Raw genomic sequence first — 25,469 nt, 5'->3', positions numbered from 1 at the left:
GGCCGCTTCGCGCCCCAGCGGGAGCAAGCTCCCTCGCCACAGCAGCGATCGGTCTTAAGCTTTAGCCCCACGCTCAATCGCAAACCCAGCCCACGTCTGGCTTACCGGCATCAGCTCCAACCGGTTGATATTCACATGCGCCGGCGTGTTCATGACCCAGAAGATCGTGTCGGCAATGTCCTGTGGCTGGATCGGCTCGGCACCCGCATAAGTCGCGTCATACCGCGCCTGATCACCGCCGAAGCGCACCAGCGAGAACTCGCTTTCACACAGGCCCGGCTCGATGTTGGTCACGCGCACGCCCGTGCCTTGCAGGTCGCAGCGCAGGTTCAGCGAGAACTGCTTAACGAACGCCTTGGAACCGCCATACACGTGGCTGCCCGGATACGGGTAATTACCCGCGATGGAACCCAGGTTGATGATGCCCGCGCCGCGACCGTGAGCGATCAAGCGTGGCAGCAGCAGATTAGTGGTGGTCAGCAGGCCCTTGATGTTGGTGTCGACCATGGTTTCCCAATCGTCGAGACTGCACTTGGGCGCTGGGTCGGTGCCCACGGCCAGGCCGGCGTTGTTGATCAGCCCGCGCAGCTTGGCGAACGACGGCGGCAGGTTGGCGATGGCATCTTCCATGCCTTTGCGGTCCCGCACGTCCACAACCAGGCCATGCACTTCGGTCTGCTTGGAAAGCTCTTCGACCAGCGCATTCAGGCGGTCGGCGCGACGACCGGTGAGCACCAGTTTCCAGCCGGCTTCGGCAAAACGACGGGCGCAGGCTTCGCCGAAACCTGAGGTTGCGCCAGTAATAAACAACGTGTCGGACATGGTGTTCTCCTTGCGGGCATCGGGAAAAAATCAGCCAGCAGAATGCCCGTACACCGCGATGGCGGCAACCGCTAAGCACACAACTTGATACACGCCTGATCACTTTTTAATCAACTCTCTAAAAGCCATACAGACCGTGGCTTATAGCTATGTGCGCGCAGGTTATCCACAACTGCGCCCACAGTCTTTGGGGGCAACTACAAAATGCTTCAGGCCGCTATACACAAGGGCTACAGACGGTTTTAGAAAGTTTTTTGCTTGACCTTGGCCGGGGCGTATGTAGGCCTGTCGCCGATCGCAAAATCAGAACGATGGCTCCAGGCCAGTCATTCCGGCCTCTGCGGCGGTCTTTCCAGAGTTTAGTCACAGACTTATCCACAGGCTGGCGGGACATATTTCGGTCATATACCTGTGTCTTTAAACAGGTTGACAACGGCTTGGACCGGCGACCAAAAAGCGCCTGATCAAAAAACAACCGCCGCGCTGCAAGCCCCGGATTCATTGGCTTCCAGCCAGCTACTCCCACGTTACCCACAGCCGGTTCCACAGCGGATGGGGACAAGTCAAAACTGTGACAAAACAGGGATTTGCGGCGGCTATATGTCGCGCTTTGGAGGGGGGCTGGATTTGTTTTCCACAATTTGGCATCGGCCTTGTGAACACCACAAAACAAATGTGGGAGCGGGCTTGCTCGCGAAAGCGGTGGGTCAGTTCCAGATGTACTGACTGACACACCGCTTTCGCGAGCAAGCCCGCTCCCACAGGGGCCTGCGTCAAACTTTAAATTAGTGACCGCCGAGGTAGGCGTTGCGCACTTCCTCATTCACCAGCAATTCCTTGCCGGTGCCGGTCAGGCGAATCTCGCCGTTGACCATCACATACGCCCGGTCCGACAAGCGCAGCGCATGGTTGGCGTTCTGTTCCACCAGGAAGATGGTCATCCCGGTGGAGGCCAGCTCGCGCAACGTCGAGAAGATCTGCTTCACCACAATCGGCGCCAGGCCCAGGCTCGGTTCATCCAGCAGCAACAGCTTGGGCCGGCTCATCAGCGCGCGGGCGATGGCGAGCATTTGCTGCTCGCCGCCGGACATGGTCATGGCGCGCTGGGTACGTCGCTCCTTGAGCCGTGGGAACAGCTCAAACATGCGCTGCATGTCTTCCTGAGCAAACTTGTCGCCAATGGGGATGGTGCCCATCAGCAGGTTTTCCTCGACGGTCATGTCGGGGAACACCCGCCGCCCTTCCGGCGACTGCGCAATACCGTTGGACGCGATGTAGTGCGACGACTTATGGGTGATGTCGACGCCGTTGTAGAGAATCTGCCCCGACTCGGCACGTGGCTGGCCGAAGATCGACATCAGCAGCGTGGATTTGCCCGCGCCGTTGGAGCCAATCAGGCTGACAGTTTCGCCTTCATTGATGTGCAGCGAGACTTTTTTCAGGGCCTGGATCGGGCCGTAATACACGTCCAGGTCCTTCATTTCGAGGATAGGCCCGTTCATACAAGCTCCTCTTCGTCAGCGCCCAGGTAGGCGGCAATCACTTTCGGGTCGTTGCGGATCGCGTCCGGCCCGCCCTCGGCGATCACGTTGCCGTGGTCCAGCACCACGATGTGGTCGGAAATACTCATCACCATGCCCATGTCGTGTTCGATCAGCACCACCGTCAGGTCGTGTTCGTCGCGCAGCAGGCGAATCATCGCGCTGAGGGCTTCGGTTTCATGGGGGTTGAGGCCCGCAGCCGGTTCATCCAGGCAGATGATCTGCGGCCGGGTGCACATGGCACGGGCGATCTCCAGGCGGCGCTGCTGGCCGTAAGAGAGTTCGCCGGCCAGGCGGTTGGCGCAGTCGACCAGGTCCACCACTTCCAACCAGTAGAAAGCGTGGTCGAGGGCGTCGCTTTCAGCCTTGCGGTAGCCCTTGGTATTGAGGATACCCGCGAGCATGTTGCGGTTGACCCACATGTGCTGGGCCACCAGCAGGTTTTCCACCACCGACATTTCCTTGAACAGGCGAATGTTCTGGAACGTCCGCGCCAGGCCGGCGCGGTTCACCAGGTGGGTGCCGCCGAACATCTTGTAGTACACCCGGCTGAGGAAGCTTTTGGGCGACACAAAGTCGGTGGGCTGGAAGCGCTCGCCGAGCAACTGGATCACGTCGGTCTGCTTGCCGCGAAGGTTGAGTTGGATCTTGCCGCCGCTGGCTTTGTAGAAGCCGGTGAGGCAGTTGAACACCGTGGTCTTGCCGGCGCCGTTGGGGCCGATCAAGGCGAAGATCGAGTTGCGTTCGACCTTGAGGCTCACATCGCTCAGGGCCTTGATGCCGCCGAAGTGCATCATCAGGTGTTCCACGGAGAGGACGACTTCCTTGCTCATGGCGCCACTCCTTTACGTGGTGTCACACCGGTACGGCTGATGCGGATCAAGCCGCGTGGTCGCCAGATCATCATCACCACCATCAACACGCCGAACAGCAACACGCGGTATTCAGAGAAGCTACGCAGCAGTTCAGGCGCGACCGTCAGAACAAACGCCGCGATCACCACGCCCACCGTCGAGCCCATGCCGCCCAACACCACGATGGCCAGGATCAGCGCTGACTCAAAGAAGGTAAACGACGACGGGTTGACGAAGCCCTGGTAGCTGGCAAAGAACACGCCAGCCAAACCCGCCGTCGATGCACCGATGGTGAACGCCGAAAGTTTGACCAACACATGGTTCAGCCCCATGGAACGGCAGGCGATCTCATCTTCGCGCAAGGCCTCCCAGGCGCGGCCGACCGGCATGCGGGTCAGGCGATGCTTGATGTACAGCACGGCCAGCACCACCAGGAACAGCACGATGTAGATGAACAGGAATTTGATGTTGGGGTTGTAGTCGATGCCGAAGAACTCATGGAAGGGCACCCCGCCATCCTTCGCGCGCTTGCCGAACTCCAGGCCGAGGAAGGTCGGCGATGGCACCGGCATGCCGTTGGGCCCACCGGTAAACGACAGCCAGTTGTTGAGCACCAGACGGATGATTTCACCAAAGCCCAGAGTCACGATGGCCAAATAGTCACCGTGCATTCGCAGCACCGGGAACCCGAGTATGCACCCCGCCAACGCTGCGGCGATGGCCGCCAGCGGCAGCACCGTCCAGAAACCCAGGCCCAGGTATTGATAACCCAGTGCCAGGCCGTAGGCGCCGATAGCGTAGAACGCTACGTAACCCAGGTCGAGCAGGCCCGCCAGGCCGACCACGATGTTGAGGCCCAGGCCGAGCAACACATAGATCAGGCCGAGGATCACCACCGTGAGCAGGTACTTGTTGGCGAAGATCGGGAACACGATGGCGATCACGATCAGTGCCGGGATGATCCAGCGCAACCGCGACTTGTAGTCCGGCGCCAGCACGTGCACGCCAGAGCCGGTGCTCTCGAAGCCCTGCAAAATCTTCAGGCCCTTGGGGGTTTGCAGGAACAGGCTCATGGCAAAGCGGCCGACCATCACGATGGCCACCAGCAGGGCCACGCGGGCCGGTTCCAGGTTGAAGCTGTAGCCGTCGAGGACCACGCCGACGATCGGACCGAACACGACCAGTGAAATCAGCCCGGCGAGGACTGTATCGACCACACTTTTCTTGATATCGATGGGTTTGGCAGCAGACATGTTTACACCTTCGCCACAAGTGGGCGACCAAGCAGGCCCTGGGGACGGAAAATCAGAATCACCACCAGCAGGGAGAAACTGAACACGTCTTTGTAGTCAGAGTTGATCAACCCCGAGAACAACGACTCGGAGATACCGAGGATGATCCCGCCCAACATCGCCCCAGGCAGGGAGCCGATGCCGCCGAGTACCGCTGCGGTAAACGCCTTGATGCCGATGATGAAGCCGGCATAGAAATCGAAGGTGCCGTAGTTGAGGGTGATCAACACGCCGGCCAATGCCGCCATGGCGGCGCCGATGACGAACACATAGGAGATCACCCGGTCGGTGTTGATGCCGAGGATCGACGCCATCTTGCGGTCTTGCTGGGTGGCGCGGCACATGCGGCCGAGCTTGGTGTACTTGATGATGTAAGTGAGCAACGCCATGCCGGCAAACGCCGCCACGAGGATGAACACCTTGGTGTACGTCAACTGAACGAAGCCTGTGCCGATATCGACACGCCAGGCCCCGGCCAGCAGGGTGGGAATGCCTTGTTGCTTGGCGCCCTGGGCGATCTGCGCGTAGTTCTGCAGGATCAGCGAGATACCGATGGCGCTGATCAGCGGTGCCAGTCGGGTGGAGTTGCGCAGTGGTTTGTAGGCGACACGCTCGATGACCCAGCCATATACGCCAGTGACGACGACGGTGAAGATCAAGGTGCCGAGAATGAGCAGCGGGAAGGATTCGATGCCGAAGTAAGCCAGCAGTGCCAGACTGATCGCCGCGAGGTAAGCGGAAATCATATAAACCTCGCCGTGGGCGAAGTTGATCATGCCAATGATGCCATAGACCATTGTGTAGCCGATGGCGATCAGGCCATAGACCGACCCGAGGGTCAGGCCGTTGACCAGTTGCTGCAGGAAAATACCATCCATAACGCAATCTCACGCGGTGAGCACCTGCACACCGGTGGGTGTGCGGCGCTTCTGGAGGAAAACAGAGGTTTACTCCTGTCGGAGTGCGCTAGTGTGGCGAGGGAGCTTGCTCCCGCTGGGCTGCGAAGCAGCCCCAAACTGGGCGATCGAGGTACATCAGATGTAGCTCGGTAAACGGTTTGGGAGTGCTACGCACTCCAGCGGGAGCAAGCTCCCTCGCCACAGCAAGCCCGCGCCTACAGAAGATCAGGCGTGGTGCTTACTTCTGTTTGTCCAGCTGGTGGTATTTGCCGTCTTTGTCCCACTGGTAAACCACGTAGTCGGAGATCTTCAGGTCGCCCTTCGAATCCCAGGCTTTTTCGCCCATGACGGTTTTCACCGGGTGAGCCTTGAGCCACTTGGCGGCGTCTTCGCCTTTGTTGGACTTGGCGCCGTTGAAGCCAGCGGCCAAGGCCTGGACCGACGCATAGGCGTACAAGGTGTAGCCTTCCGGCTCGGTGCCGTTTTTACGGAACTCTTCCACCACGGCCTTGCTGTCTGGCAGCAGGCGCGGGTCGGCGCCGAAGGTCATGTACACGCCGTCGACGTATTGCTTGCCGCCTGCAGTGGCAACCAGTTCGTCGGTGACCACGCCGTCATCGGACATGAACTTGACGTCTTTCAAGCCAGCTTCACGGATCTGGCGAACCAGTGGACCGGCTTCCGGGTGCAGGCCGCCGAAGTACACGACGTCAGCACCGGTGGAGCGGATCTTGGTGACCAGGGCGCTGAAGTCTTTCTCGCCACGGGTCAGGCCTTCTTCCAGCACCGGCTTGACGCCGCGCTTGGTCAACTGGGCAGCGGTGGCGTCGGCCAGGCCTTTGCCGTAGGTGTCCTTGTCGTTGATGACCGCGACTTTCTTGCCCTTGAGCACGTCGACGATGTAGTCGCCAGCGACGATGCCTTGCTGGTCGTCACGCCCGCACATGCGGAACATGGCGCCCAGGCCGCGTTCGGTCACTTGTGGGTTGGTGGAGCCTGGGGTGATGGCGATGATGCCGGCTTCGTCATACACCTCGGAGGCCGGGATGGTGTTGGAGGAGCAGAAGTGCCCGACCACGCCGATCACTTTGTCCTGGTCGGCCAGGCGGTTGGCCACGGCCACGGCTTGTTTGGGTTCACACGCATCGTCGCCGGCTACCAGCACGATTTTCTCGCCGTTGATGCCGCCGGCCTTGTTGATCACATCGGCTGCCGCCTGGGCACCCTTCATGTACTGCTCACCGAAAGCGGCGTTGGCGCCCGTCATGGGCCCCGCGACGCCGATCTTCACATCAGCTTGAACAAACGTAGAAACACCCAGCGCCGCTGCAACGGCGAGGGCCAGAAAACCTTTCTTGTAAAACGTCTGGGACATGAGTGGTGCTCCGATATTTTTGATTTTTGGCACGACAACTTGCATTCAAACCTTTCACTGAAAGCCCAGAGCAAGGCGCGTGCCATTACGTTTTTATTCTTCAAAAAGACACGGTGTCATTGTTATTTCAGGTGTTTCGGCTCCATTCGCCAGGACGTGCAACCCTCTAGCGTCCAGAGGTGCAACCAATGGATCCAAAAAGTACAACCGTGGCAGGTCGCACCTGCAACCACGCCTATAAACGACAGTTCCTGGCGCTGTAACAAACGGCGTAACGGAACTGCACATTTACAGTGCGTGATTGCTACGACTTGCACCAATACAGATTAGTAGCCTGCTAAGAAAATGCAGGCTTCTGAGCGGTATTTCGCTGATCAGATCACGATCCTCAGGCATTGGCCGGCGTGATACAGCGAGAATCCAGCTTCATACAGGCAGCTGCGCAAGCCCACCCCGGCCAACGGCTGCATCGGCGCGAAGGGAATCGGCAGCGCCTGGGGATTCTGGTGACACAAGTAGTCGGCAAATGCCTTGCCGACCACACTGCCGGTGGTCACGCCACGGCCGTTATATCCCGTAACTGCCACGAGACCGGGGGCAGGCTCGAACAGGCGCATCAAGTGGTCGGGGGTGAAGGCGATACAGCCGGTCCAGGTGAACTCCCACTGCACCGATTTGAGGTACGGGAAGTAGTGCTGCTGCACCCGATCGGCCCACGCCTTGAGGAACCACGCGGGTTTCTGGTTGCCGTTGCCCAGGCTGCCGAGCAACAAACGGCCATCGGCGTCGCGACGGATGCTGCTCAGCACCTGGCGCGTATCCCATGAGCCCTGGCCACCGGGCAGGATCTGTTGGGCGGCCTCGTCCGTCAGTGGGGCCGACGCGACCTGATAGTAATAGCCGGGGAAGAAATTGCGCCGCAACTCGGTCCATTCGCCCTCGGTGTAGGCGTTGGAGGCGATCACCACCTGTGCAGCCTGCACTGAGCCTTGGGCGGTCTGCACCGACCAATGCGAACCCTGGCGCTCAAGCTGAGTGACCGGCGAATGATCGAACAACTGCCCGCCAAGGCCCGCCGCCGCATTGGCCAAGCCGCTGGTGTAGGCCATCGGGTTCAAGGTGCCGGCACGCCGATCCAGCAAGGCGGCGGCGATCTTTTTGGTGCCCGTGGCCTGTTCGCAAGCCTGGCCGGTGAGCAGCTCCACTGGCGCGCCACGGCGCTTCCATTGGGCTTCACGACTGCGCAAATCCGCCTCGCCACGGGCGTTGTGCGCCATGTGCAAGGTGCCTTCACGGCGTAATTGGCAATCGATGGTGTATTTATCGATCAGGCTGAACACCAGGGACGGCGCCGCACCCAACATGCGGTTGAGCTGGCTGCCCACCGCTTCGCCGAAACCGGCTTCGATCTCGTCCGGCGGGATCCACATGCCGGCGTTGACCAGCCCCACGTTACGCCCCGAACCACCATGACCGGTGCGATGGGCCTCCAGCACGGCGACGCTTTTGCCTTGTTCCAGCAAATGAATGGCTGCCGAAAGGCCCGTGATCCCGGCACCGATCACACACACATCGACCTTGACCTCACCCTTGAGCGCCGCACGATCCGGCCGGCCAGGGGTGAGGTGCTCCCACAAACATGTTTCGCGTAGTGCCATTGCCAGACTCCGGGATGAAACCTAACAAACAACTGTTATTTTGAATTGCAAACCCAATCAAATGTGGGAGCTGCGGTGCGACGATTCGACTTGCCTGCGATGCAGGCACCTCGGTGTATCAGATACCCCATGGTGATGCTATCGCAGGCAAGCCAGCTCCCACATTGACCGCGCTTCGACTTGAGGAATCAGTCGAAGGTAATGCCCTGTGCCAGCGGCAATTCCAGCGAGTAGTTCACCGTATTGGTCTGGCGACGCATATACCCGCGCCACGCATCCGAACCCGACTCACGCCCGCCGCCGGTCTCTTTCTCGCCACCAAACGCGCCGCCGATTTCCGCGCCGCTCGGGCCGATGTTGACGTTGGCAATGCCGCAGTCGCTGCCTACCGCCGACATGAACTGCTCGGCTTCTCGCACGTCGGTGGTGAAGATGCACGACGACAGGCCTTGAGGCACGGCGTTGTTCAGGCGCAGGGCTTCGTTGAAGTCGTTGTAGCCGATCACATAGAGGATCGGGGCGAAGGTCTCGGTGCACACCACGTCGCTTTGCTCGGGCATTTCCACAATCGCTGGCGATACGTAGTAGGCATTCGGAAACGTGTCTTCCAGCTGGCGCTTGCCGCCGAACACCTTGCCGCCTTCGCTCAAGGCTTGTTCCAGGGCGTCCTGCATGTTGTCGAAGCCGTGCTTGTCGATCAGCGGGCCGATCAGGTTGCCTTCCAGCGGGTGACCGATGCGCACCTTGGAATAGGCGGCCTTGAGACGGGTGACGATTTCCTCTTTCACCGACTCATGGGCGATCAGCCGGCGTAGGGTGGTGCAGCGTTGGCCGGCAGTGCCGACGGCGCTGAACAGGATGGCGCGCACGGCCATGTCCAGGTCGGCACTTGGGCCGAGGATCATCGCGTTGTTGCCGCCCAGCTCCAGGATGCTACGGGCAAAACGGGCGGCGACTTTCGGCGCCACTTCGCGGCCCATGCGGGTGCTGCCGGTGGCGCTGATCAGCGCGACGCGCGGGTCGTCCACCAGTGCTGCACCGGCGTCGCGGCCGCCGATGATCACCTGGCTCAGGTACTCCGGGGCGCCGTCGAATTTTTTCAGCACGCGCTCGAACAATGCCTGGCAGGCCAGGGCGGTGAGCGGGGTTTTTTCCGAGGGCTTCCAGATCACGGCGTTACCGCACACCAGCGCCAGGGTGGTGTTCCACGCCCACACGGCGACCGGGAAGTTGAACGCGCTGATCACACCGACCACGCCCAGTGGATGCCAGGTTTCACGCATGTGGTGGCCTGGGCGTTCGGAGGCGATGGTCAAGCCGTACAACTGGCGCGACAGGCCAACGGCGAAGTCGCAGATGTCGATCATTTCCTGCACTTCGCCCAGGCCTTCCTGGGTGATCTTGCCGGCTTCCCAAGACACCAGCTCGCCCAGGTCGGCCTTGTATTCGCGCAACACGTCACCGAACTGGCGCACCAGTTCGCCACGGCGCGGGGCCGGCACTTTGCGCCAGGCTTCGAATGCATGCTCGGCGCGACTGACCTGTTGCTCCACCTCGGCGGCACCTTCCCAGTGCACACTGCCGATACGGCTGCCATCGATCGGCGAATGCACGGGCTGCTTGCCCGACTGGTACAGCGCCGGGTTTACCCCGAGACGATCAAGCAATGCGGCAACCATGGGTCACTCCTTCAATCTACAAACAGAAAAATTGCGCCGCCACCGACACGGCGATCCAGGCCTTATTTGTAGCTGGCCCAAGACTTGCCAACAAACGACGATTAGGCGAGATATCATTCCGTTTATTCATGCAAAGCATAAAAAGAGGCACGCCGTGCTGAACAAAAGACATTTGCCCTCGATCACCGCCCTGCAGTGCTTCGAAGCCGCCACCCGCCACCTGAGCTTCACCCGCGCCGCCGAGGAACTGAACCTCACGCAGAGCGCGGTGAGCAAGCAGGTGGCACAGTTGGAAGAGTTGCTGCAGCACTTGCTGTTCCGCCGCGTACGCCGGCGCTTGCAGATGACCCCGGCGGGTGATTTGTATCTGGTGGAAGTACGCAAGATCCTCACGCAGGTGGAGATGTCCACCCACTACCTGCGCTCCTACGGCGGCGAAACCGAAGTGCTGCGCGTCTCCACGCCCTACACCTTCGGCGCGCGCTGGCTGGTGCCGCGCCTCAAGGGCTGGCGGCTGCGTCATCCGCAGATCCACTTGGACCTGTGCAACGAGCAGGAGCCGGATGAGTTGCTGCAAGGCAAGGCCGACATGGCGTTCTACTTCGGCCAGGGTTCACGCCCCGGCACCGAGAGCCTGAAGCTGTTCAGCGAAGAGCTTGTACCGGTGTGCGCACCCGAGAGCTTGCCAGCGCAGCCCTTCACCGACCCCACGCAACTGAGCAACCTGGTGCTGCTGCAAAACGCCTCACGCCCCCAGGGCTGGCATGACTGGTTCGCCAGCCAGGGCTACCAGACCGAGCACAGCTATCATGGGCCGCGTTTCGACACCTTTTATATGTGCATTCGTGCAGCCCAAGTCGGCTGTGGTGTGGCGCTGCTGCCGCGATTCCTGGTGGAAGAGGAACTGGCCGACGGCAAGCTGGTGATCCCCTGGCAGCATGCAATGCCGAGCCAGGATGCCTATTACCTGGCCTACCCCGAGCATTCGGCGGAGGTGCCCAAGGTGCGCGATTTTGTGAAGTGGATGATGGAGCAGGTGATTTAGCGCCTGAAATATCGCCTTCGCGAGCAAGCCCGCTCCCACACTTGAAATGCATTCCAAAGGTGGGAGCGGGCTTGCTCGCGAAGGCGTCGGTGGCTCCAGCGCAAAAAATCACTGGCAAAACACTACAGGTCTATGCGCCACTAGCCCCCTTCCTTAATTGTGCGTAAAGGCCGGCGCCCATCGCCGACCCGTCTGGAGATTCCCGTTATGAGCGAGAGTGTGTTTGCCGATCGCATCGTGCAGAACTTGCTCGACACCGACTTCTACAAGCTGACCATGATGCAGGCGGTGCTGCACAACTACCCCAACGTGGAAGTTGAATGGGAGTTCCGTTGCCGTAACAGCGAAGACCTGCGCCCGTACCTGGCGGAGATCCGCTACCAGATCGAACGCCTCGCCGAGCTGAGCCTGAGCCCCGACCAGTTGGGTTTCCTGGAACGCATCAGCTTCATGAAGCCGGACTTTTTGCGCTTTCTCGGGCTGTTCCGCTTCAACCTGCGCTATGTGCAGACCGGTATCGAGAACGGCGAACTGTTCATCCGCCTGCGCGGGCCGTGGCTGCATGTGATCCTGTTTGAAGTGCCGATGCTGGCCATCGTCAGCGAAGTGCGTAACCGCTACCGCTACCAGACCGTGATCCTCGAACAGGCCCGCGAGCAGCTGTACCGCAAGTTCGACTGGCTGACCGCCAATGCCAGCAGCGATGAACTGTCGGAGCTGCAAGTGGCCGACTTCGGCACGCGCCGGCGCTTCTCGTACCGGGTGCAGGAAGAAGTGGTCAGCGTGCTCAAGCACGACTTCCCCGGCCGTTTTGTCGGCACCAGCAACGTGCACCTGGCCCGCGAGTTGGACATGAAACCGCTGGGCACCATGGCCCACGAATGGATCATGGCCCACCAGCAATTGGGCCCGCGCCTGATCGACAGCCAGATCGCCGCACTCGACTGCTGGGTCCGCGAATACCGTGGCCTGCTGGGCATCGCCCTGACCGATTGCATCACCACCGACGCGTTCCTGGGCGACTTCGACCTGTATTTCGCCAAGCTGTTCGACGGCCTGCGCCATGACTCCGGCGATCCCGTGCAATGGGCAGAAAAAGCCATCGCCCACTACCACAAACTCGGCATCGAGCCGATGAGCAAGACGTTGGTGTTCTCCGACAGCCTGTCACTGCCCAAGGCCCTGGAGATTTTCCGTGCGCTGCGCGGTCGCATTAATGTGAGCTTCGGTATCGGCACCAACCTGACCTGCGACATTCCAGGTGTGGAACCGATGAGCATCGTGCTTAAAATGACCGCCTGCAATGGCCAGCCCGTCGCGAAGATCTCCGATGAAGCGGGCAAGACCCACTGCACCGATCCGAATTTCGTCGCCTATTTGCGTCATGTTTTCAAAGTACCTGCCATCTCTAGCAAGGAGTGAATCATGCAAGCCGTACAGCGTGAGATTGCTGAACAGCTCAAGGTCCAAGCGCCGTTCCACGACCAGGCCGCCCTTGAGGCCGAGGTTGCCCGCCGCGTGACCTTTATCCAAGACTGCCTGCGCAATTCCGGGCTCAAGACGCTGGTGCTGGGCATCAGCGGTGGCGTTGACTCCCTGACCGCAGGCCTCTTGGCCCAACGCGCGATGCAGGAGCTACGCGCCAGCACCGGGGATGACGCTTACCGCTTTATCGCCGTGCGCTTGCCTTACGAAACCCAGTTCGACGAAATCGATGCCACTGCGTCAGTAGACTTTATCGAGCCGGACGAGCGCCACACCGTGAACATCGGCCCGGCCGTCAAAGCCCTGGCCAATGAAGTGGCGGCGTTTGAAGGCAAGGCCGCGGTGTCTCGCGATTTCGTGCTGGGCAACACCAAGGCGCGCATGCGCATGGTGGCGCAGTACACCATCGCGGGCGCAGCCGGTGGCCTGGTGATTGGCACCGACCATGCGGCGGAAGCGGTGATGGGCTTTTTCACCAAGTTCGGTGACGGCGCGTGCGACCTGGCACCGTTGAGCGGGCTGGTGAAAAACCAGGTACGTGCGATTGCGCGGCACTTCGGGGCGCCGGAATCGTTGGTGGAAAAAGTGCCTACGGCGGACCTGGAAGACCTGTCGCCGGGCAAGCCGGACGAAGCGTCACATGGCGTGACCTATGCCGAGATCGATGCCTTCCTGCACGGCGAGCCGGTGCGTGAGGAAGCGTTCAGGATCATTTGCGACACGTATCGCAAGACCGAGCACAAGCGGGTCATGCCGTTTGCGCCGTGAGGTGAACCCTGTAGGTTTGTGTTGATTTTTTAGACCGCCTTCGCGAGCAAGCCCGCTCCCACACTTGACCGTTTTCCAACATGGGAACGCGGTCGAATGTGGGAGCGGGCTTGCTCGCGAAGAACGATAACGCGGTCTTACTTAACAGTCACAGTGCCTTTCATCATCGAGATGTGGCCTGGGAACGAGCAGAAGAATGCGTAATCAGTCCCGGCGGCCAGCTTCGACACGTCGAAGGTCACCGAGTCTTTCTCGCCGGCACCGATGATCTTGGTGTGGGCGATGATGCGGTCGTCACCCGGCTTCAGGTAGTCCTTGTCGATGCCCGCGGCCATGCCGTCGGTAGCAACCGGCTGCATGTTGGCGGCGCTGGTCAGCACCCAGTTGTGACCCATGACGTTTTTCGGCAGGTTGCCGGAGTGGGTCAGCTCGACGGTGAACGTCTTGCAGCTTTTGTCGATTTCAATGGCTTTGGTGTTGAAGGACATTTGGTCGGTGGAGTCGACAGTGACCTTGCACTCTGCAGCAAGCAACTGGCCGCTCGCCAGAGTCAGCAGGGAAACAGCAACGAGTTTGGCAAACATGTGAATCTCCAAGGCAGGGTTTAGAAAACGCGTATTGCGACAAGGGTGCCTGAACCAGGCAGGAATTCTTATGATCTGAATCAACAGATTGTATACAACTTTAGGCTATCAGACTTATCAACACAATCTACCAGCCAAAGTACAACCCCCTGGCTATGATCGGCTCATCACCCATCGGAGTCCGCGCCATGCACCTCAACCAACTGTTCAACGGCCTGCTGGCCGCCTACGCCTGCGGTAAGTGAAGGCCAAGCGCACCCTGAAGCTGCTACCATGTCGTCCCAAGGCAGCTGCGCGCCGCCACCCTCACCTTCGACCCTAGAGGATCGCCCATGGCCAAACCTAATTACTCCTTCGCCAAACGTCAGAGAGACTTGGCCAAGGAGCAGAAGAAAGAGGAAAAACTGCAACGCAAGAAAGCCGCTGCAGATGAAGAGGCCAATGGGCTGAACGCCGATGTTGATGGTGAAGAAACGAGCGACGAGACCGAAACACCAAAAGATCCGGCTGAATAAATTCCTTTGTGCTGAGCCGGCCTGCCCGGCTCGGCACAATCAACTGTTATTCCAGCGGCATCACCGTCACCCGCACCTCCGGGTCATGGCTCCCTCCCCCCAGAATCACCCCTCGCAACGGCGACACATCGGAAAAATCCCGGCCCCAGGCCAGGGTGATGTGCTCCAGCGCCGGCTGCACATTGTTCGTCGGATCAAAATCCACCCAGCCTGAGACCGGGCAATACACCGAGACCCACGCGTGGGATGCGTCGGCGCCGATCAGCCGTGGCTGGCCGGGCGGTGGCTGGGTGAGCAGGTAGCCGCTGATATAGCGTGCCGCCAGGCCCCGCGAGCGCAGGCAGGCGAGCATCAGGTGGGCGAAGTCCTGGCACACGCCGCGGCGGCGCTCCAGCACTTCCACCAGCGGCGTGGCGACCTGGGTGGCCTCGGCATCGAAGGTGAATTCGCTGAAGATCTTTTCCATCAGCGCCTGCACTCCCAGCAGCAAGGGTTTGCCAGGAGGAAAACAGCTTTCGGAGAATTCGACGAAGGTTTTCTTCAAGTGCACGTAGGGCGATTCGAAACGGTAGCGGCAGGCTTCGATCAGCGCATCGGACATCGGCTGGCTGCTGTAGGTCAGGCTGTCGCGGGTCTGGTCCCAGGCCGGCGACAGCTGGAAGTCCAGCGCAGGCCGCGCCAGTACTTCCACGGTCAGCCCGGCATTCACCAGCAATTCATCATGGGGCCGCTCGAATGCCAGGCGCGTGATCGGGTTGCCAAACACGTCCAGCTCATCGCGGCGCGAGGTCGGTTCCGGGCTGATATCCAGTTGCTGCAGGCTGCAGCGCTGCCAGGCGCACGGCCGTGGCCACAGGTGCGCCAACTGCTGGGCCAGGGACACCGGGCTGTCGTAGTGGTAATGGGTATCGTGAAAAATCTGGTAGCGCGCACTCATCACACCGACACCGTTTGCTGGCTGACATCATCCACATGGGCAAAGTGACGCAAGGCCAGACGGTCCGACACTTGCCCACTCTCATCGGCCACCGCTTGCAGCAGGTCGGCCAGGCCCTCCAGCGCGGCACGTACGCTGGATTCGCCGAACAACGGGTTCTCCAGGCAACCCAGGTCGAATCGCGCCAGGCGCTCCACCAAGGGGCCCAGGCCGGTTTCCCGAGGCACACCAAAGTCATCGTTGAGGCGACGCAGGGTGCGGCTCACCAGCTTGAGTTGGAACAACACTGCGTGCGGGTTCTGCTCGTCCAGCAGCAGCAAATCGAGCACCGGGATCAACTGCGGCACCGCGAGGTAGCGCGAACGGTAGGTGATGCTGCTGTTGCCCAGTTCCAGCAACCACTCCAAACCGGCCTGATCGAACACCGCCACACCGCGCAGGAACGCCGCCAGGCTACTGCTCAGAAACTGCAGACGCTCAATGCGCCGCCCCATCATCAGGAAACGCCAGCCTTCATCGCGGGTCATGTCATCCAGGGCAAACCCGGACAACGCCGCCAACGACATCACCAGGCGATTGAGGAAATCCAGCAACTCGCCAAAATCCGGCGATTCGCTTTCCAGCTCCATGGCTTCGCGCTGCAGCTCCACCAGGGCCTGCCAGTTTTCCCGGGACAACTTGCCGCGCACTTGCGACGCCGCCCACTGCAAGCGTTGCAGGTTGGCGCGCAGGCTCGACGGCCAGTCATCACCGAGCAGCGCCGCCAGCAGGCGTTCGGGCAATTCGCCCTCCTCCGGCAGCAGGCGCAGGTTTTCGCCCAGCTCGACGGCAGCCTGCAACGCCAACGGGTCGTCGCCGTCCACATAACGCGCCAGCACGATACGCAGCCAGCGCGCGCTGTCGTCGCAGCGCTCGCAGTAACGACCAAACCAGAACAGGTTTTCCACCACGCGGGACGGCAGATAAGGATCGCGGCGCACCAGGTCATGGGCGCCAATCGTGCGTTGCGCGCGCCACTGCTCATTACCCGGCGCACGCTCGCCAAGCACCCAGGTGTCCTTGCTCGCACCGCCGCGTTGCATCGACACCACTTCGGCGTCGGCCTCGGCGGCCACTCGCGTCAGGCCTCCGGGGAGTACGCGGTAACCCTCTTCGCTGGCCACGGCGTACACGCGCATGCCGATGGCGCGGTGTTGCAGGTGGTCATCCACGGTGTGCCACACCGGCGCCTGGGACAATTGGGCCAGCTCCTGGGCAACGTAGGCGTAAGGCCGCGCGCGCATGCGCTCAGCCAGGGCCTGGCGTTGTTCGTCGTTGAGGTCGCGGCCGAACACCGGCGCAAAACTCTGCGACGGAAACGCCGGTTTGATCAGCAACTCCGGCAGTTTCTCCAGCGCTTCGGCCAGCACCGGCGCCTCACCGCACCACCAGGTGGCAATGGACGGCAGAATCAGTTTTTCACCAAACAGGAATTCGTTGATCTTCGGCAGAAAGCCCAGCAAACCCGGAGATTCCAGCACACCGCTGCCCAGGGCATTGGCCACCAGCACGTTGCCTTGACGCACGGCATCCAACAAACCCGGTACACCGAGGGCCGAGTCGGTGCGCAGCTCCAGCGGGTCGCAGAAATCATCGTCGAGGCGACGCATGATCGCGTGCACCCGGCGCAGGCCACTGAGGGTTTTCAGGAACACGGTGCTGTCGCGCACGGTGAGGTCGCCACCCTCCACCAGCGGGTAGCCGAGCTGGCGGGCGAGGTAGAGGTGTTCGAAGTAGCTTTCGTTGAACCGGCCGGGCGTGAGCAGCACGATCAGCGGCGGCTGGTCATCACCGGGCGCCTGGCGGGCCAGGGTTTCCTGCAAGGTGCGAAAGAAACCGGTGAGGTGCTGCACCTGCAAGTCACGGTAAAGATCCGGGAAGGCGCGGGACACGATGGTGCGGTTTTCCAGCGCATAGCCGGCACCGGATGGGGCCTGGGTACGGTCGGCGGTGACCCACCAGCGGCCGTCCGGCGTGCGCGCCAGGTCCACGGCGTACAGGTGCAGGAACGCACCGTCCGGCGGCTGGATGCCCTGGCACGGCCACAGGAAGTTGTTATGCCCGAACACCAGCTCCGCTGGCAGCAAGCCTTCCTTGATCAGCCGCTGCGGGCCGTACAGATCCGCCAGCACCGCATTGAGCAGGCGCGCACGCTGGGCGATACCCGCCGACAGGTGCTGCCATTCATCAGCCGCCAGCACATGGGGCAGCAAATCCAGCTCCCACGGGCGGTCGGCGCCCTTGGGGTCGGCGTAGACGTTATAGGTCACGCCGTTTTCCTGGATCTGCCGGGTCAACAGCGCCTGGCGCTGGGCCAGTTGCGCGGGCGTGCTGCGTTGCAGGTGATCCAGCAAGCGCCGCCAATGGGCACGCACTGCGCCGCTGTCATCCAGCAGTTCGTGATAAGTGCCCGCGGTCAGCGGGTAACGGTCGAGCAAGTCGGACATGGAACGCTCGGCAGAGGCAAGGGGGCTCAGGTTAACTCAACAAACACTGCAAATCCCCTGTAGGCCCCGGCTTTTGTGGTGAGCGGGCTTGCCCCGCGCGAGGCAAGCTCGCTCACCACAAAAGCTGGCGTCCACAGAGGGATCGCGTTCAGTCATTTTTATGGGGGAAGCGGCGCAGATCCAGGGTCATCGGCAGTTCATCGTTCACGATCACGCTCGGCACGTCGAGCTTCCCTGGGCTATGCCCCAACCGGAAAAACCGCGCCATGCGCCGGCTCTCTGCCTCATTGGCATTCACCGGCAAGCTGTCGTAATTGCGCCCGCCCGGATGGGCGACATGGTACTGGCAGCCGCCCAGCGAACGCTGCATCCAGGTGTCCAGCAGGTCGAACACCAGCGGCGCATGCACCGGGATGGTCGGTTGCAGGCAGTTGGCCGGCTGCCAGGCGCGGTAACGCACGCCAGCGACGAACTCACCGACTCGCCCGGTGGCTTGCAGCGGCACCGGGATGCCGTTGCAGGTCAGCAGGTAGCGCTGCGGGGGCAGCCCGGTCAACTTGACTTGCAGGCGCTCAAGGGACGAATCCACATAACGCACGGTGCCGCCCACAGCGCCCTCCTCGCCCAGTACGTGCCAAGGTTCCAGGGCCTGGCGCAGCTCCAATTCGATCCCGCTGACGGCGTAGTCACCCACTTTGGGGAAACGGAATTCCAGGTGCGCGGCAAACCACTCGGCGCGCAGCGGGTAGCCAGCGGCGTTGAGTTCGACGATCACGTCGGCAAAATCTTGCTCGATGAAATGCGGCAACAGGAAACGGTCGTGCAGCTCGGTGCCCCAGCGCGCCAGCTTTGGCGGCGCGTAGGGTTCGCGCCAGAAACGCGCGACCAGCGCCCGTAGTAGCAACTGCTGGGTCAGGCTCATGCGCGCATGGGGCGGCATTTCAAACGCGCGCAGTTCCAGCAGGCCGAGGCGGCCGGTGGCGCCGTCCGGCGAGGAGAGTTTGTCGATGCAGAATTCGGCGCGATGGGTGTTGCCCGTCACGTCGATCAGCAAGTTGCGCAGCAGACGGTCCACCAACCACGGCGGGCATTCTTCGCCGGGCTCTGGCATTTGTGCGAAGGCGATTTCCAGCTCGTACAACGCGTCGTTGCGCGCCTCGTCCACCCGTGGAGCCTGGGAAGTCGGGCCGATGAACAAGCCGGAAAACAAGTAGGAAAGCGAGGGGTGGTTGTGCCAGTAGCTGATCAGACTGCGCAGCAGATCGGGTCGGCGCAGGAACGGTGAGTCCTTGGGCGTCGCGCCGCCCAACACGAAGTGGTTACCGCCGCCGGTGCCGGTGTGGCGCCCGTCGATCATGAATTTTTCGGTGGTCAAGCGCGTTTGCCGCGCCTCTTCGTAGAGGAATTCGGTGCGTTCCACCAACTCGTCCCAGGTGGCGGACGGCTGCACGTTGACCTCGATCACACCCGGGTCCGGTGTCACGCGGAAGTTGCTCAGGCGTGTATCGGCGGGTGGTTCATAGCCTTCCAGCAATACCGGGCAATGCAGCTCTTCGGCGGTGGCTTCAATGGCGGCCACCAGTTCCAGATAGTCTTCAGCACGCTCCAGGGGCGGCATGAACAGATAGAGGCGCCCTTCCCGCGCTTCGGCGCACAGGGCGGTGCGGGTCAGCCAGTCGGCGGACTCGTCCACTTTGGGCACGCGCTCATCGTTCGGCGCGGGTTCATCGTGGCCTTGCAGTTGCGCGGTGGACGGCAGCTCCGGCTGATCCTGGTTCGGGTCAGTCGGGTGCACAAAGGGGTACTCCGCCGCCGTCACCCACGGCTGCGAGGCCAATGGCAGGCGATAACCCAACGGCGAATCCCCCGGCACCAGGCGACAGTGGTTGTCACGCAGGTACCAGCGCCCACTTTGCCAACGGTCATTGGCCGCCCTGCGCGCCAACGGCAGCACCTGGCCGATGACTTTATCCAGGCCCTGGCTGAACACCTTGTGCAGGCGTTCGCGCTCCAAGTCGTCGCTGAGGCGCGAGTCCTGGGCTGTGACGTTCTGCGGCAGCGCGCCTTCGCGCCACAGGTAGTAGAAATTATCCTCGAAGGCCGGGAACACAAAACGCGCCGGTAACTTGAGGCGCTCTGCGACGCTGGCCAGGAAACGCCCGGCCAGCGCACCGTCCGCGCCGTAGTCCTCCTGCTCATCGGCAATCAACGCGCTGTTGTGCCAGATCGGCACACCATCGCGCCGCCAGTAGCAATTGAGCGACCAACGCGGCAATTGCTCGCCGGGGTACCACTTGCCCTGGCCGAAATGCACCAGGCCCTTGGGCGCGTAATGCTTGCGCATGCGCTGGAACAACTCGGCGGAGAGCCGACGTTTGTCCGGCCCGAGCGCGGCGGTGTTCCATTCGGCGCCGTCGGGATCGTCGATGGAGACGAAGGTGGGTTCGCCGCCCATGGTCAGGCGTACGTCGTCCTTGAGCAGGTCACCATCAATCTGACGACCCAAGGCCTGGATCGCCAGCCATTGTTCTTCGGTGTAGGGCTTGGTGACGCGCGGCGCCTCCCAGATCCGCTCAACCGACATTTCGTGGGTGAATTCACACTCGCAAGGTTCCACCAGCCCACTGATCGGTGCGGCGGACGATGGATCGGGACTACACGCCAACGGGATATGGCCTTCACCGGCGAACAAACCGGAGGTAGCGTCCAGGCCGATCCAGCCGGCGCCAGGCAAATACACTTCGCACCAGGCGTGCAGGTCGGTGAAGTCCACTTCGGTGCCGGAGGGCCCGTCGAGGGCTTTTACATCGGCGGTGAGTTGGATCAGGTAACCGGACACGAAACGCGCCGCCAGCCCCAGGTTGCGCAGAATCTGCACCAACAACCAGGCCGAGTCGCGACACGAGCCGGAGGCGTTTTCCAGAGTGAACTCAGGCGTTTGCACACCCGGTTCCATGCGAATCAAGTAGCCGATATCAGCCGCCAGGCGCTGGTTGAGGCCCACCAGAAAGTCCACGGCCGGCAGCGGCGTGCGGTCGATACCCGCCAGGTACGCGGCGAACTTCGGCGTCAGCGGCAGGGTTTCCAGGTACGGCGCCAGCTCACGCTGCTCGTCGGCGGCGTAGCTGAAGGGGATTTTCTCGGCATAGGGCTCGAGGAAAAAGTCGAAGGGGTTGAACACCGCCATTTCAGCGACCAGGTCGACTTCGATGCGCAGCTCGTCAGTCTTTTCCGGGAACACCAACCGCGCCAGGTAATTGCCCTGGGGGTCCTGCTGCCAGTTGATGAAATGCTGCTCGGGCAGCACTTTCAGCGCATAGGACAGAATCCGCGTGCGGCTATGGGCCGCCGGGCGCAAGCGCACGATCTGTGGGCCGAGTTCGACAGCGCGGTCGTAGCGGTAATGCGTAACGTGGTGCAACGCGACATGAATCGACACGGCGGCCTCCTGCGAGCCAGGGCATGGAAACAAAGCGCGCAAGACTTATGCCAGAGCGGCGGTCATTGCGCTTTATCGTAAGACCCGGTGCAGTACAGCACCAAAACAGCGCCAACGGCGGTGCCATGGTGCAAGTGACGCACATATTTGTGGCGTCGGTGTGAAGGTGGGTGGGGAATCTACCCAATCACAGGGATTTGTGGCGGGCAATCACGGCTTCACGCAGGAGGCGCACTTCGCGCAGTTTCTGGCGCATTTCGCGGTGGCGCTGGCTGTTGAGCAGTAGCAGCCCGATTAACGGGAACAGCAAGCCCAAGCCAAACATGAACCGGTGCGGCTGATCACTGAAGGTGGGCAATACACCCAGAAAACAGAGCCCCAGTAGCCCTACCAGTGGCCATACCCACTGCGGATGTCCACGGGCAATCATGAAGTTGCAATGCACAACGACCAAGGTAAGTGCTATGCCTCCCAAGAAGGAATACTTGGCGTTGTCCTCCATGGAAAGGCCGGGTAAATAACTGTCGAAAAACTGCGGTACAGCAAACACCAAGGTAAAAATGGAGGCGAATATCGCCCCCATGAACACCGGAAAATAGGCCGATAGAAAGCTGCGGATACTGGGAAATTCACTCATTGCTCGGCTTCCTCATACAACCCCACGGCAATCGTGCGCACGTTCCCCGAAACCGCGCTGCCGGTGAAACCGATGGCAGCGCCCAAGGCATCCTTGATTTGCGTCACAGTCGCGTGCTTGACCTCGGTGGGCGTAAACCGTTTTGGCAGCTCACCCGACAGTTGCTTCAACTTGATCATCTTCGACGTCAGGCGCGGATCGTTGATGCTCAATAGCTCCTTTGTGAGTTTGGCACGCTCCTGACGGTTCAAGCCACGGAGCACCTCTCTCACACTTTTCCCGGTGGTCGCTTTGTTCAGCCGGACCAGTTTGAGCGTCGCCAGCGACGATGCACCTACCCCGACCAACGAGGCGGCATCCAGCGCAATCATGGTGTATTGGTACCACTCTTCGCTGTCGAGCTGATCATTCTTGGCAGGGTTGCGGATTTCATTGACGGTGCGATAGCCGCTGGCGAAACATTGCACTGAACTGGCGGCGGCGGCGGTGTAGCCGAGTGCCACGACCACCGAACTGGCCCCCGCCGAAAACGGAACCGCGACCGAACCACTGAGCACTACAATCCATCCGATCACCGCTCCAGCACACGACAAGGTGGTATTGACCGCTTCGCCCACTAATCGCGATTCGCGCGGGTTGTCTTGCACCTGCTGGGCGAATTGCGTGGGTGCGATGTACTTCTGCGCCTCACGCAGGATCAACCGCTTGGGCGCGATGCTGCAGATGGGTTGGAATTCGCGCAGGGTCACCACGTTGAAATCGGCGTCGATGTACACGACACCCGCGCCGACGATGGCGGGATCGGCATCGATGGCTGCAAACAGGCGCGGCAGGTTGATCTGGCTTTCGATGCGCTGGCGCGCCATGAATTGGGAGCGGTTGGAGTCCATGCCGATGCCGGCCAGGGGGTTAGCCATGTTTTTCTTCCTTGAACTGAATGGGCGCCACCTTAACAAACCGCCCACCCAGCGCCTAGAAAGCAAAACGCCAGCACGAGGCTGGCGTTTTGCATGTTCAGGCTGCGATCAACGCGGCACCACCGGCTTGCGCGCAGGCTTGCCGCCCTTGCCCTTGGCCGCATCGCTGCGTTCCTTGGCGGCTTGCTTGTTGCGCGCCTGGGCGGCGGCCTTGGCTTGCTCGCGCTTGTCCCACGGGTTGCTGCCGTCGCTGCCACGTGGCGGCAGGCCGGTGTGCTGGGTGAGGATCTTGGTGGTGGTTTCTTTCGCGACCTTATGGCTGCCAGCCGGCGTCGAGTTCTTGCGACGGGCGCTCTGGTAGCTGTCGGTGCTCGGCTGGTGCAGCGGGATCAGTTGGTCCTTGCCCGGCCCGATCAGGTCGGCACGGCCCATGCGGGTCAGCGCTTCACGCAGCATCGGCCAGCCTTTCGGGTCGTGGTAGCGCAGGAAGGCCTTGTGCAGACGGCGCTGGTCTTCGCTCTTGACGATGGTCACCGCGTCGCTCTTATACGTGACCTTACGCAGCGGGTTCTTGCCCGAGTGGTACATCGCGGTGGCGGTGGCCATCGGCGACGGGTAGAACGCCTGCACCTGGTCGGCACGGAAGCCGTTACCCTTGAGCCACAGGGCCAGGTTCATCATGTCTTCATCGGTGGTGCCGGGGTGGGCGGCGATGAAGTAAGGAATCAGGTACTGCTCCTTGCCCGCTTCCTTGGTGTACTTCTCGAACATGCGCTTGAACTTGTCATAGCTGCCAATGCCCGGTTTCATCATCTGGTTGAGCGGACCTTCCTCGGTGTGTTCCGGGGCGATCTTGAGGTAGCCACCGACGTGGTGGGTGACCAGCTCTTTCACATACTCCGGCGACTCGACGGCCAGGTCATAACGCAGGCCGGAGGCGATCAGGATCTTCTTCACACCCGGCAACGCACGGGCGCTGCGGTACAGCTGGATCAACGACGAGTGATCGGTGTTCAGATTCGGGCAGATACCAGGGAACACGCACGACGGCTTACGGCACGCGGATTCGATTTCCGGGCTCTTGCAGGCGATGCGGTACATGTTCGCAGTCGGGCCGCCGAGGTCGGAGATCACGCCGGTAAAGCCTGGCACTTTGTCGCGGATCTCTTCGATCTCGCGGATGATCGACTCTTCGGAGCGGTTCTGGATGATGCGGCCTTCGTGCTCGGTGATCGAGCAGAAGGTGCAGCCGCCAAAGCAGCCACGCATGATGTTCACCGAGAAACGGATCATGTCGTAGGCCGGGATCTTTTCCTTACCATACGCCGGGTGCGGGACGCGGGCGTAAGGCATGCCGAACACGTAGTCCATTTCTTCGGTGGTCATGGGAATGGGCGGCGGGTTGAACCACACGTCCACTTCACCGTGCTTCTGCACCAGCGCACGGGCGTTGCCTGGGTTGGTTTCCAGGTGCAACACGCGGTTGGCGTGGGCGTAGAGCACCGCGTCGCCACGGACCTTTTCCACCGACGGCAGGCGGATCACGGTCTTGTCGCGGGTCATGCGCGGGCTGGCCAGGATCTGTACGACCTTGGCCTCTTCTGGGTCATCCACCGGACCTTTTTCCTGCTCGATGGCGCAGGCCTGGGTGTCCTGGGTATTCACGTACGGGTTGATGATCTTGTCGATCTTGCCCGGACGGTCGATACGCGTGGAGTCCACTTCGTACCAGCCCACTGGCGTGTCACGGCGAATGAACGCGGTGCCGCGCACGTCGGTAATGTCTTCGATCTTGTGGCCCCACGACAGGCGCTGGGCAACCTCGACAATCGCACGCTCGGCGTTGCCGTACAGCAGGATGTCGGCGGTGGCGTCGATCAGGATCGAGTTGCGCACGCGGTCCTGCCAGTAGTCGTAGTGGGCGATGCGACGCAGGGAGGCTTCGATACCGCCGAGTACGATCGGCACGTTCTTGTAGGCTTCCTTGCAACGCTGGCTGTACACCAGGCTGGCGCGGTCCGGGCGTTTGCCGGCCATGCCGCCAGGGGTGTAGGCGTCGTCGGAACGGATTTTCTTGTCGGCGGTGTAGCGGTTGATCATCGAGTCCATGTTGCCGGCCGCGACGCCGAAGAACAGGTTCGGCTCGCCGAGCTTCATGAAGTCGTCTTTGGACTGCCAGTTCGGCTGGGCAATGATCCCGACGCGAAAGCCCTGGGACTCCAGCAGCCGGCCGATGATCGCCATGCCGAACGACGGATGGTCAACGTACGCATCACCGGTGACGATGATGATGTCGCAGGAATCCCAGCCAAGCTGATCCATCTCCTCCCTGCTCATCGGCAGGAATGGCGCTGGGCCGAAACATTCGGCCCAGTACTTGGGATAGTCAAATAACGGCTTGGCTGTTTGCATGACGGTGACCGGTGTTGAGATGGAAAATCGCGGGCGCGGAATATAGCACAAATTTTGACCAATTCCGACGGTAATGGTCGGCTTTGCGCGAGGCGCCTGAAAGCGGCGTCTTATACCTGATTTT

At 61.3% G+C, this 25,469-nt stretch carries 19 protein-coding genes; 4 read left to right on the top strand and 15 right to left on the bottom strand.

Features of this window, described 5'->3' with window-relative positions:
* Positions 1-54 precede the first annotated feature (54 nt).
* The 8 genes from HX823_RS08515 to HX823_RS08480 form a co-directional block, all read right to left on the bottom strand.
* Positions 55-822 carry an SDR family oxidoreductase gene (locus HX823_RS08515; protein ID WP_033897391.1) on the bottom strand — a complete coding sequence of 256 codons (768 nt, stop codon included), beginning with the start codon at positions 820-822 and terminating at the stop codon, positions 55-57.
* 785 nt (positions 823-1,607) lie between these two features.
* The gene (locus HX823_RS08510; protein ID WP_033897392.1) at positions 1,608-2,324 is read right to left on the bottom strand and encodes an ABC transporter ATP-binding protein; all 717 of its coding nucleotides are present in this window, start codon (positions 2,322-2,324) and stop codon (positions 1,608-1,610) included.
* Positions 2,321-3,196 (bottom strand): ABC transporter ATP-binding protein, encoded by an 876-nt coding sequence (locus HX823_RS08505; protein ID WP_177074633.1) that lies wholly within the window; start codon positions 3,194-3,196, stop codon positions 2,321-2,323. Before HX823_RS08505 ends, HX823_RS08510 begins: the two co-directional genes overlap by 4 nt.
* Entirely contained in the window at positions 3,193-4,470 is a 1,278-nt protein-coding gene (livM, locus tag HX823_RS08500) for a high-affinity branched-chain amino acid ABC transporter permease LivM (RefSeq protein ID WP_016976932.1), read from the bottom strand. Before livM ends, HX823_RS08505 begins: the two co-directional genes overlap by 4 nt.
* A 2-nt stretch (positions 4,471-4,472) precedes the next feature.
* Complete coding sequence (locus HX823_RS08495; protein WP_003188099.1) at positions 4,473-5,387, bottom strand: branched-chain amino acid ABC transporter permease; 915 nt, start codon at positions 5,385-5,387, stop codon at positions 4,473-4,475.
* Positions 5,388-5,646: 259 nt separating this feature from the next.
* Positions 5,647-6,783, bottom strand: coding sequence for a branched-chain amino acid ABC transporter substrate-binding protein (locus tag HX823_RS08490; RefSeq protein WP_177074632.1), 1,137 nt, complete (start codon positions 6,781-6,783; stop codon positions 5,647-5,649).
* A 374-nt stretch (positions 6,784-7,157) separates the two neighbouring features.
* Positions 7,158-8,441: an FAD-binding oxidoreductase gene (locus HX823_RS08485; RefSeq protein WP_038851229.1), complete on the bottom strand. Its 1,284-nt coding sequence runs from the start codon at positions 8,439-8,441 to the stop codon at positions 7,158-7,160.
* 188 nt (positions 8,442-8,629) lie between these two features.
* Complete coding sequence (locus HX823_RS08480; protein ID WP_038851231.1) at positions 8,630-10,120, bottom strand: aldehyde dehydrogenase family protein; 1,491 nt, start codon at positions 10,118-10,120, stop codon at positions 8,630-8,632.
* Positions 10,121-10,274: 154 nt separating this feature from the next.
* Between HX823_RS08480 and HX823_RS08475 the strand changes: the two genes are divergently transcribed.
* The 3 genes from HX823_RS08475 (at position 10,275) to nadE (ending at position 13,418) form a co-directional block, all read left to right on the top strand.
* Positions 10,275-11,165, top strand: coding sequence for a LysR family transcriptional regulator (locus HX823_RS08475; protein ID WP_177074631.1), 891 nt, complete (start codon positions 10,275-10,277; stop codon positions 11,163-11,165).
* 207 nt (positions 11,166-11,372) lie between these two features.
* Positions 11,373-12,587, top strand: coding sequence for a nicotinate phosphoribosyltransferase (pncB, locus tag HX823_RS08470; RefSeq protein WP_016976927.1), 1,215 nt, complete (start codon positions 11,373-11,375; stop codon positions 12,585-12,587).
* A 3-nt stretch (positions 12,588-12,590) separates the two neighbouring features.
* Positions 12,591-13,418 carry an ammonia-dependent NAD(+) synthetase gene (nadE, locus tag HX823_RS08465; RefSeq protein ID WP_038851234.1) on the top strand — a complete coding sequence of 276 codons (828 nt, stop codon included), beginning with the start codon at positions 12,591-12,593 and terminating at the stop codon, positions 13,416-13,418.
* Between the two features lie 137 nt (positions 13,419-13,555).
* On the opposite strand, the gene azu is transcribed toward nadE, so the two are convergent.
* Positions 13,556-14,002 (bottom strand): azurin, encoded by a 447-nt coding sequence (azu, locus tag HX823_RS08460; RefSeq protein ID WP_010213586.1) that lies wholly within the window; start codon positions 14,000-14,002, stop codon positions 13,556-13,558.
* Between the two features lie 332 nt (positions 14,003-14,334).
* On the opposite strand from azu, the gene HX823_RS08455 reads away from it, so the two are divergent.
* Positions 14,335-14,517 (top strand): hypothetical protein, encoded by a 183-nt coding sequence (locus tag HX823_RS08455; protein WP_033897398.1) that lies wholly within the window; start codon positions 14,335-14,337, stop codon positions 14,515-14,517.
* 46 nt (positions 14,518-14,563) lie between these two features.
* Here the strand turns inward: HX823_RS08455 and HX823_RS08450 are convergent, their stop codons facing one another.
* From HX823_RS08450 to HX823_RS08425, 6 genes are all read right to left on the bottom strand, one after another.
* Complete coding sequence (locus HX823_RS08450) at positions 14,564-15,454, bottom strand: transglutaminase family protein (protein ID WP_038851235.1); 891 nt, start codon at positions 15,452-15,454, stop codon at positions 14,564-14,566.
* The gene (locus HX823_RS08445; RefSeq protein WP_177074630.1) at positions 15,454-17,940 is read right to left on the bottom strand and encodes a circularly permuted type 2 ATP-grasp protein; all 2,487 of its coding nucleotides are present in this window, start codon (positions 17,938-17,940) and stop codon (positions 15,454-15,456) included. The genes HX823_RS08450 and HX823_RS08445 overlap by 1 nt, the downstream gene beginning before the upstream one ends.
* Positions 17,941-18,088: 148 nt before the next feature.
* Positions 18,089-21,379 (bottom strand): transglutaminase family protein, encoded by a 3,291-nt coding sequence (locus HX823_RS08440; protein ID WP_177074629.1) that lies wholly within the window; start codon positions 21,377-21,379, stop codon positions 18,089-18,091.
* Between the two features lie 187 nt (positions 21,380-21,566).
* A complete protein-coding gene (locus HX823_RS08435; RefSeq protein WP_177074628.1) occupies positions 21,567-22,016 on the bottom strand; it encodes a hypothetical protein in 450 nt (149 codons plus the stop codon).
* Positions 22,013-22,933: a hypothetical protein gene (locus HX823_RS08430; RefSeq protein ID WP_033897403.1), complete on the bottom strand. Its 921-nt coding sequence runs from the start codon at positions 22,931-22,933 to the stop codon at positions 22,013-22,015. Before HX823_RS08430 ends, HX823_RS08435 begins: the two co-directional genes overlap by 4 nt.
* A 108-nt stretch (positions 22,934-23,041) precedes the next feature.
* Positions 23,042-25,345, bottom strand: a complete 2,304-nt coding sequence (locus tag HX823_RS08425; RefSeq protein ID WP_038851243.1) for a YgiQ family radical SAM protein — start codon at positions 25,343-25,345, stop codon at positions 23,042-23,044.
* Positions 25,346-25,469: the final 124 nt, after the last annotated feature.

The organism is Pseudomonas sp. P7759 (assembly GCF_013386445.1).
Lineage (GTDB): Bacteria > Pseudomonadota > Gammaproteobacteria > Pseudomonadales > Pseudomonadaceae > Aquipseudomonas > Aquipseudomonas azotoformans_A.
Note: the sequence above shows the minus strand (reverse complement) of the source record. Positions and strands in the feature narration are given on the sequence as shown.

What these genes read in the sequence shown, in the direction of transcription:
- HX823_RS08425 (WP_038851243.1), bottom strand. Translation starts at nt 25,345, where the DNA reads ATGCAAACAGCCAAGCCGTTATTTGACTATCCCAAGTACTGGGCCGAA.
- HX823_RS08490 (WP_177074632.1), bottom strand. Translation starts at nt 6,783, where the DNA reads ATGTCCCAGACGTTTTACAAGAAAGGTTTTCTGGCCCTCGCCGTTGCA.
- livM (WP_016976932.1), bottom strand. Translation starts at nt 4,470, where the DNA reads ATGTCTGCTGCCAAACCCATCGATATCAAGAAAAGTGTGGTCGATACA.
- HX823_RS08480 (WP_038851231.1), bottom strand. Translation starts at nt 10,120, where the DNA reads ATGGTTGCCGCATTGCTTGATCGTCTCGGGGTAAACCCGGCGCTGTAC.
- HX823_RS08455 (WP_033897398.1), top strand. Translation starts at nt 14,335, where the DNA reads ATGGCCAAACCTAATTACTCCTTCGCCAAACGTCAGAGAGACTTGGCC.
- HX823_RS08495 (WP_003188099.1), bottom strand. Translation starts at nt 5,387, where the DNA reads ATGGATGGTATTTTCCTGCAGCAACTGGTCAACGGCCTGACCCTCGGG.
- HX823_RS08445 (WP_177074630.1), bottom strand. Translation starts at nt 17,940, where the DNA reads ATGTCCGACTTGCTCGACCGTTACCCGCTGACCGCGGGCACTTATCAC.
- HX823_RS08435 (WP_177074628.1), bottom strand. Translation starts at nt 22,016, where the DNA reads ATGAGTGAATTTCCCAGTATCCGCAGCTTTCTATCGGCCTATTTTCCG.
- nadE (WP_038851234.1), top strand. Translation starts at nt 12,591, where the DNA reads ATGCAAGCCGTACAGCGTGAGATTGCTGAACAGCTCAAGGTCCAAGCG.
- HX823_RS08510 (WP_033897392.1), bottom strand. Translation starts at nt 2,324, where the DNA reads ATGAACGGGCCTATCCTCGAAATGAAGGACCTGGACGTGTATTACGGC.
- HX823_RS08505 (WP_177074633.1), bottom strand. Translation starts at nt 3,196, where the DNA reads ATGAGCAAGGAAGTCGTCCTCTCCGTGGAACACCTGATGATGCACTTC.
- HX823_RS08515 (WP_033897391.1), bottom strand. Translation starts at nt 822, where the DNA reads ATGTCCGACACGTTGTTTATTACTGGCGCAACCTCAGGTTTCGGCGAA.
- HX823_RS08485 (WP_038851229.1), bottom strand. Translation starts at nt 8,441, where the DNA reads ATGGCACTACGCGAAACATGTTTGTGGGAGCACCTCACCCCTGGCCGG.
- pncB (WP_016976927.1), top strand. Translation starts at nt 11,373, where the DNA reads ATGAGCGAGAGTGTGTTTGCCGATCGCATCGTGCAGAACTTGCTCGAC.
- HX823_RS08450 (WP_038851235.1), bottom strand. Translation starts at nt 15,454, where the DNA reads ATGAGTGCGCGCTACCAGATTTTTCACGATACCCATTACCACTACGAC.
- HX823_RS08430 (WP_033897403.1), bottom strand. Translation starts at nt 22,933, where the DNA reads ATGGCTAACCCCCTGGCCGGCATCGGCATGGACTCCAACCGCTCCCAA.
- azu (WP_010213586.1), bottom strand. Translation starts at nt 14,002, where the DNA reads ATGTTTGCCAAACTCGTTGCTGTTTCCCTGCTGACTCTGGCGAGCGGC.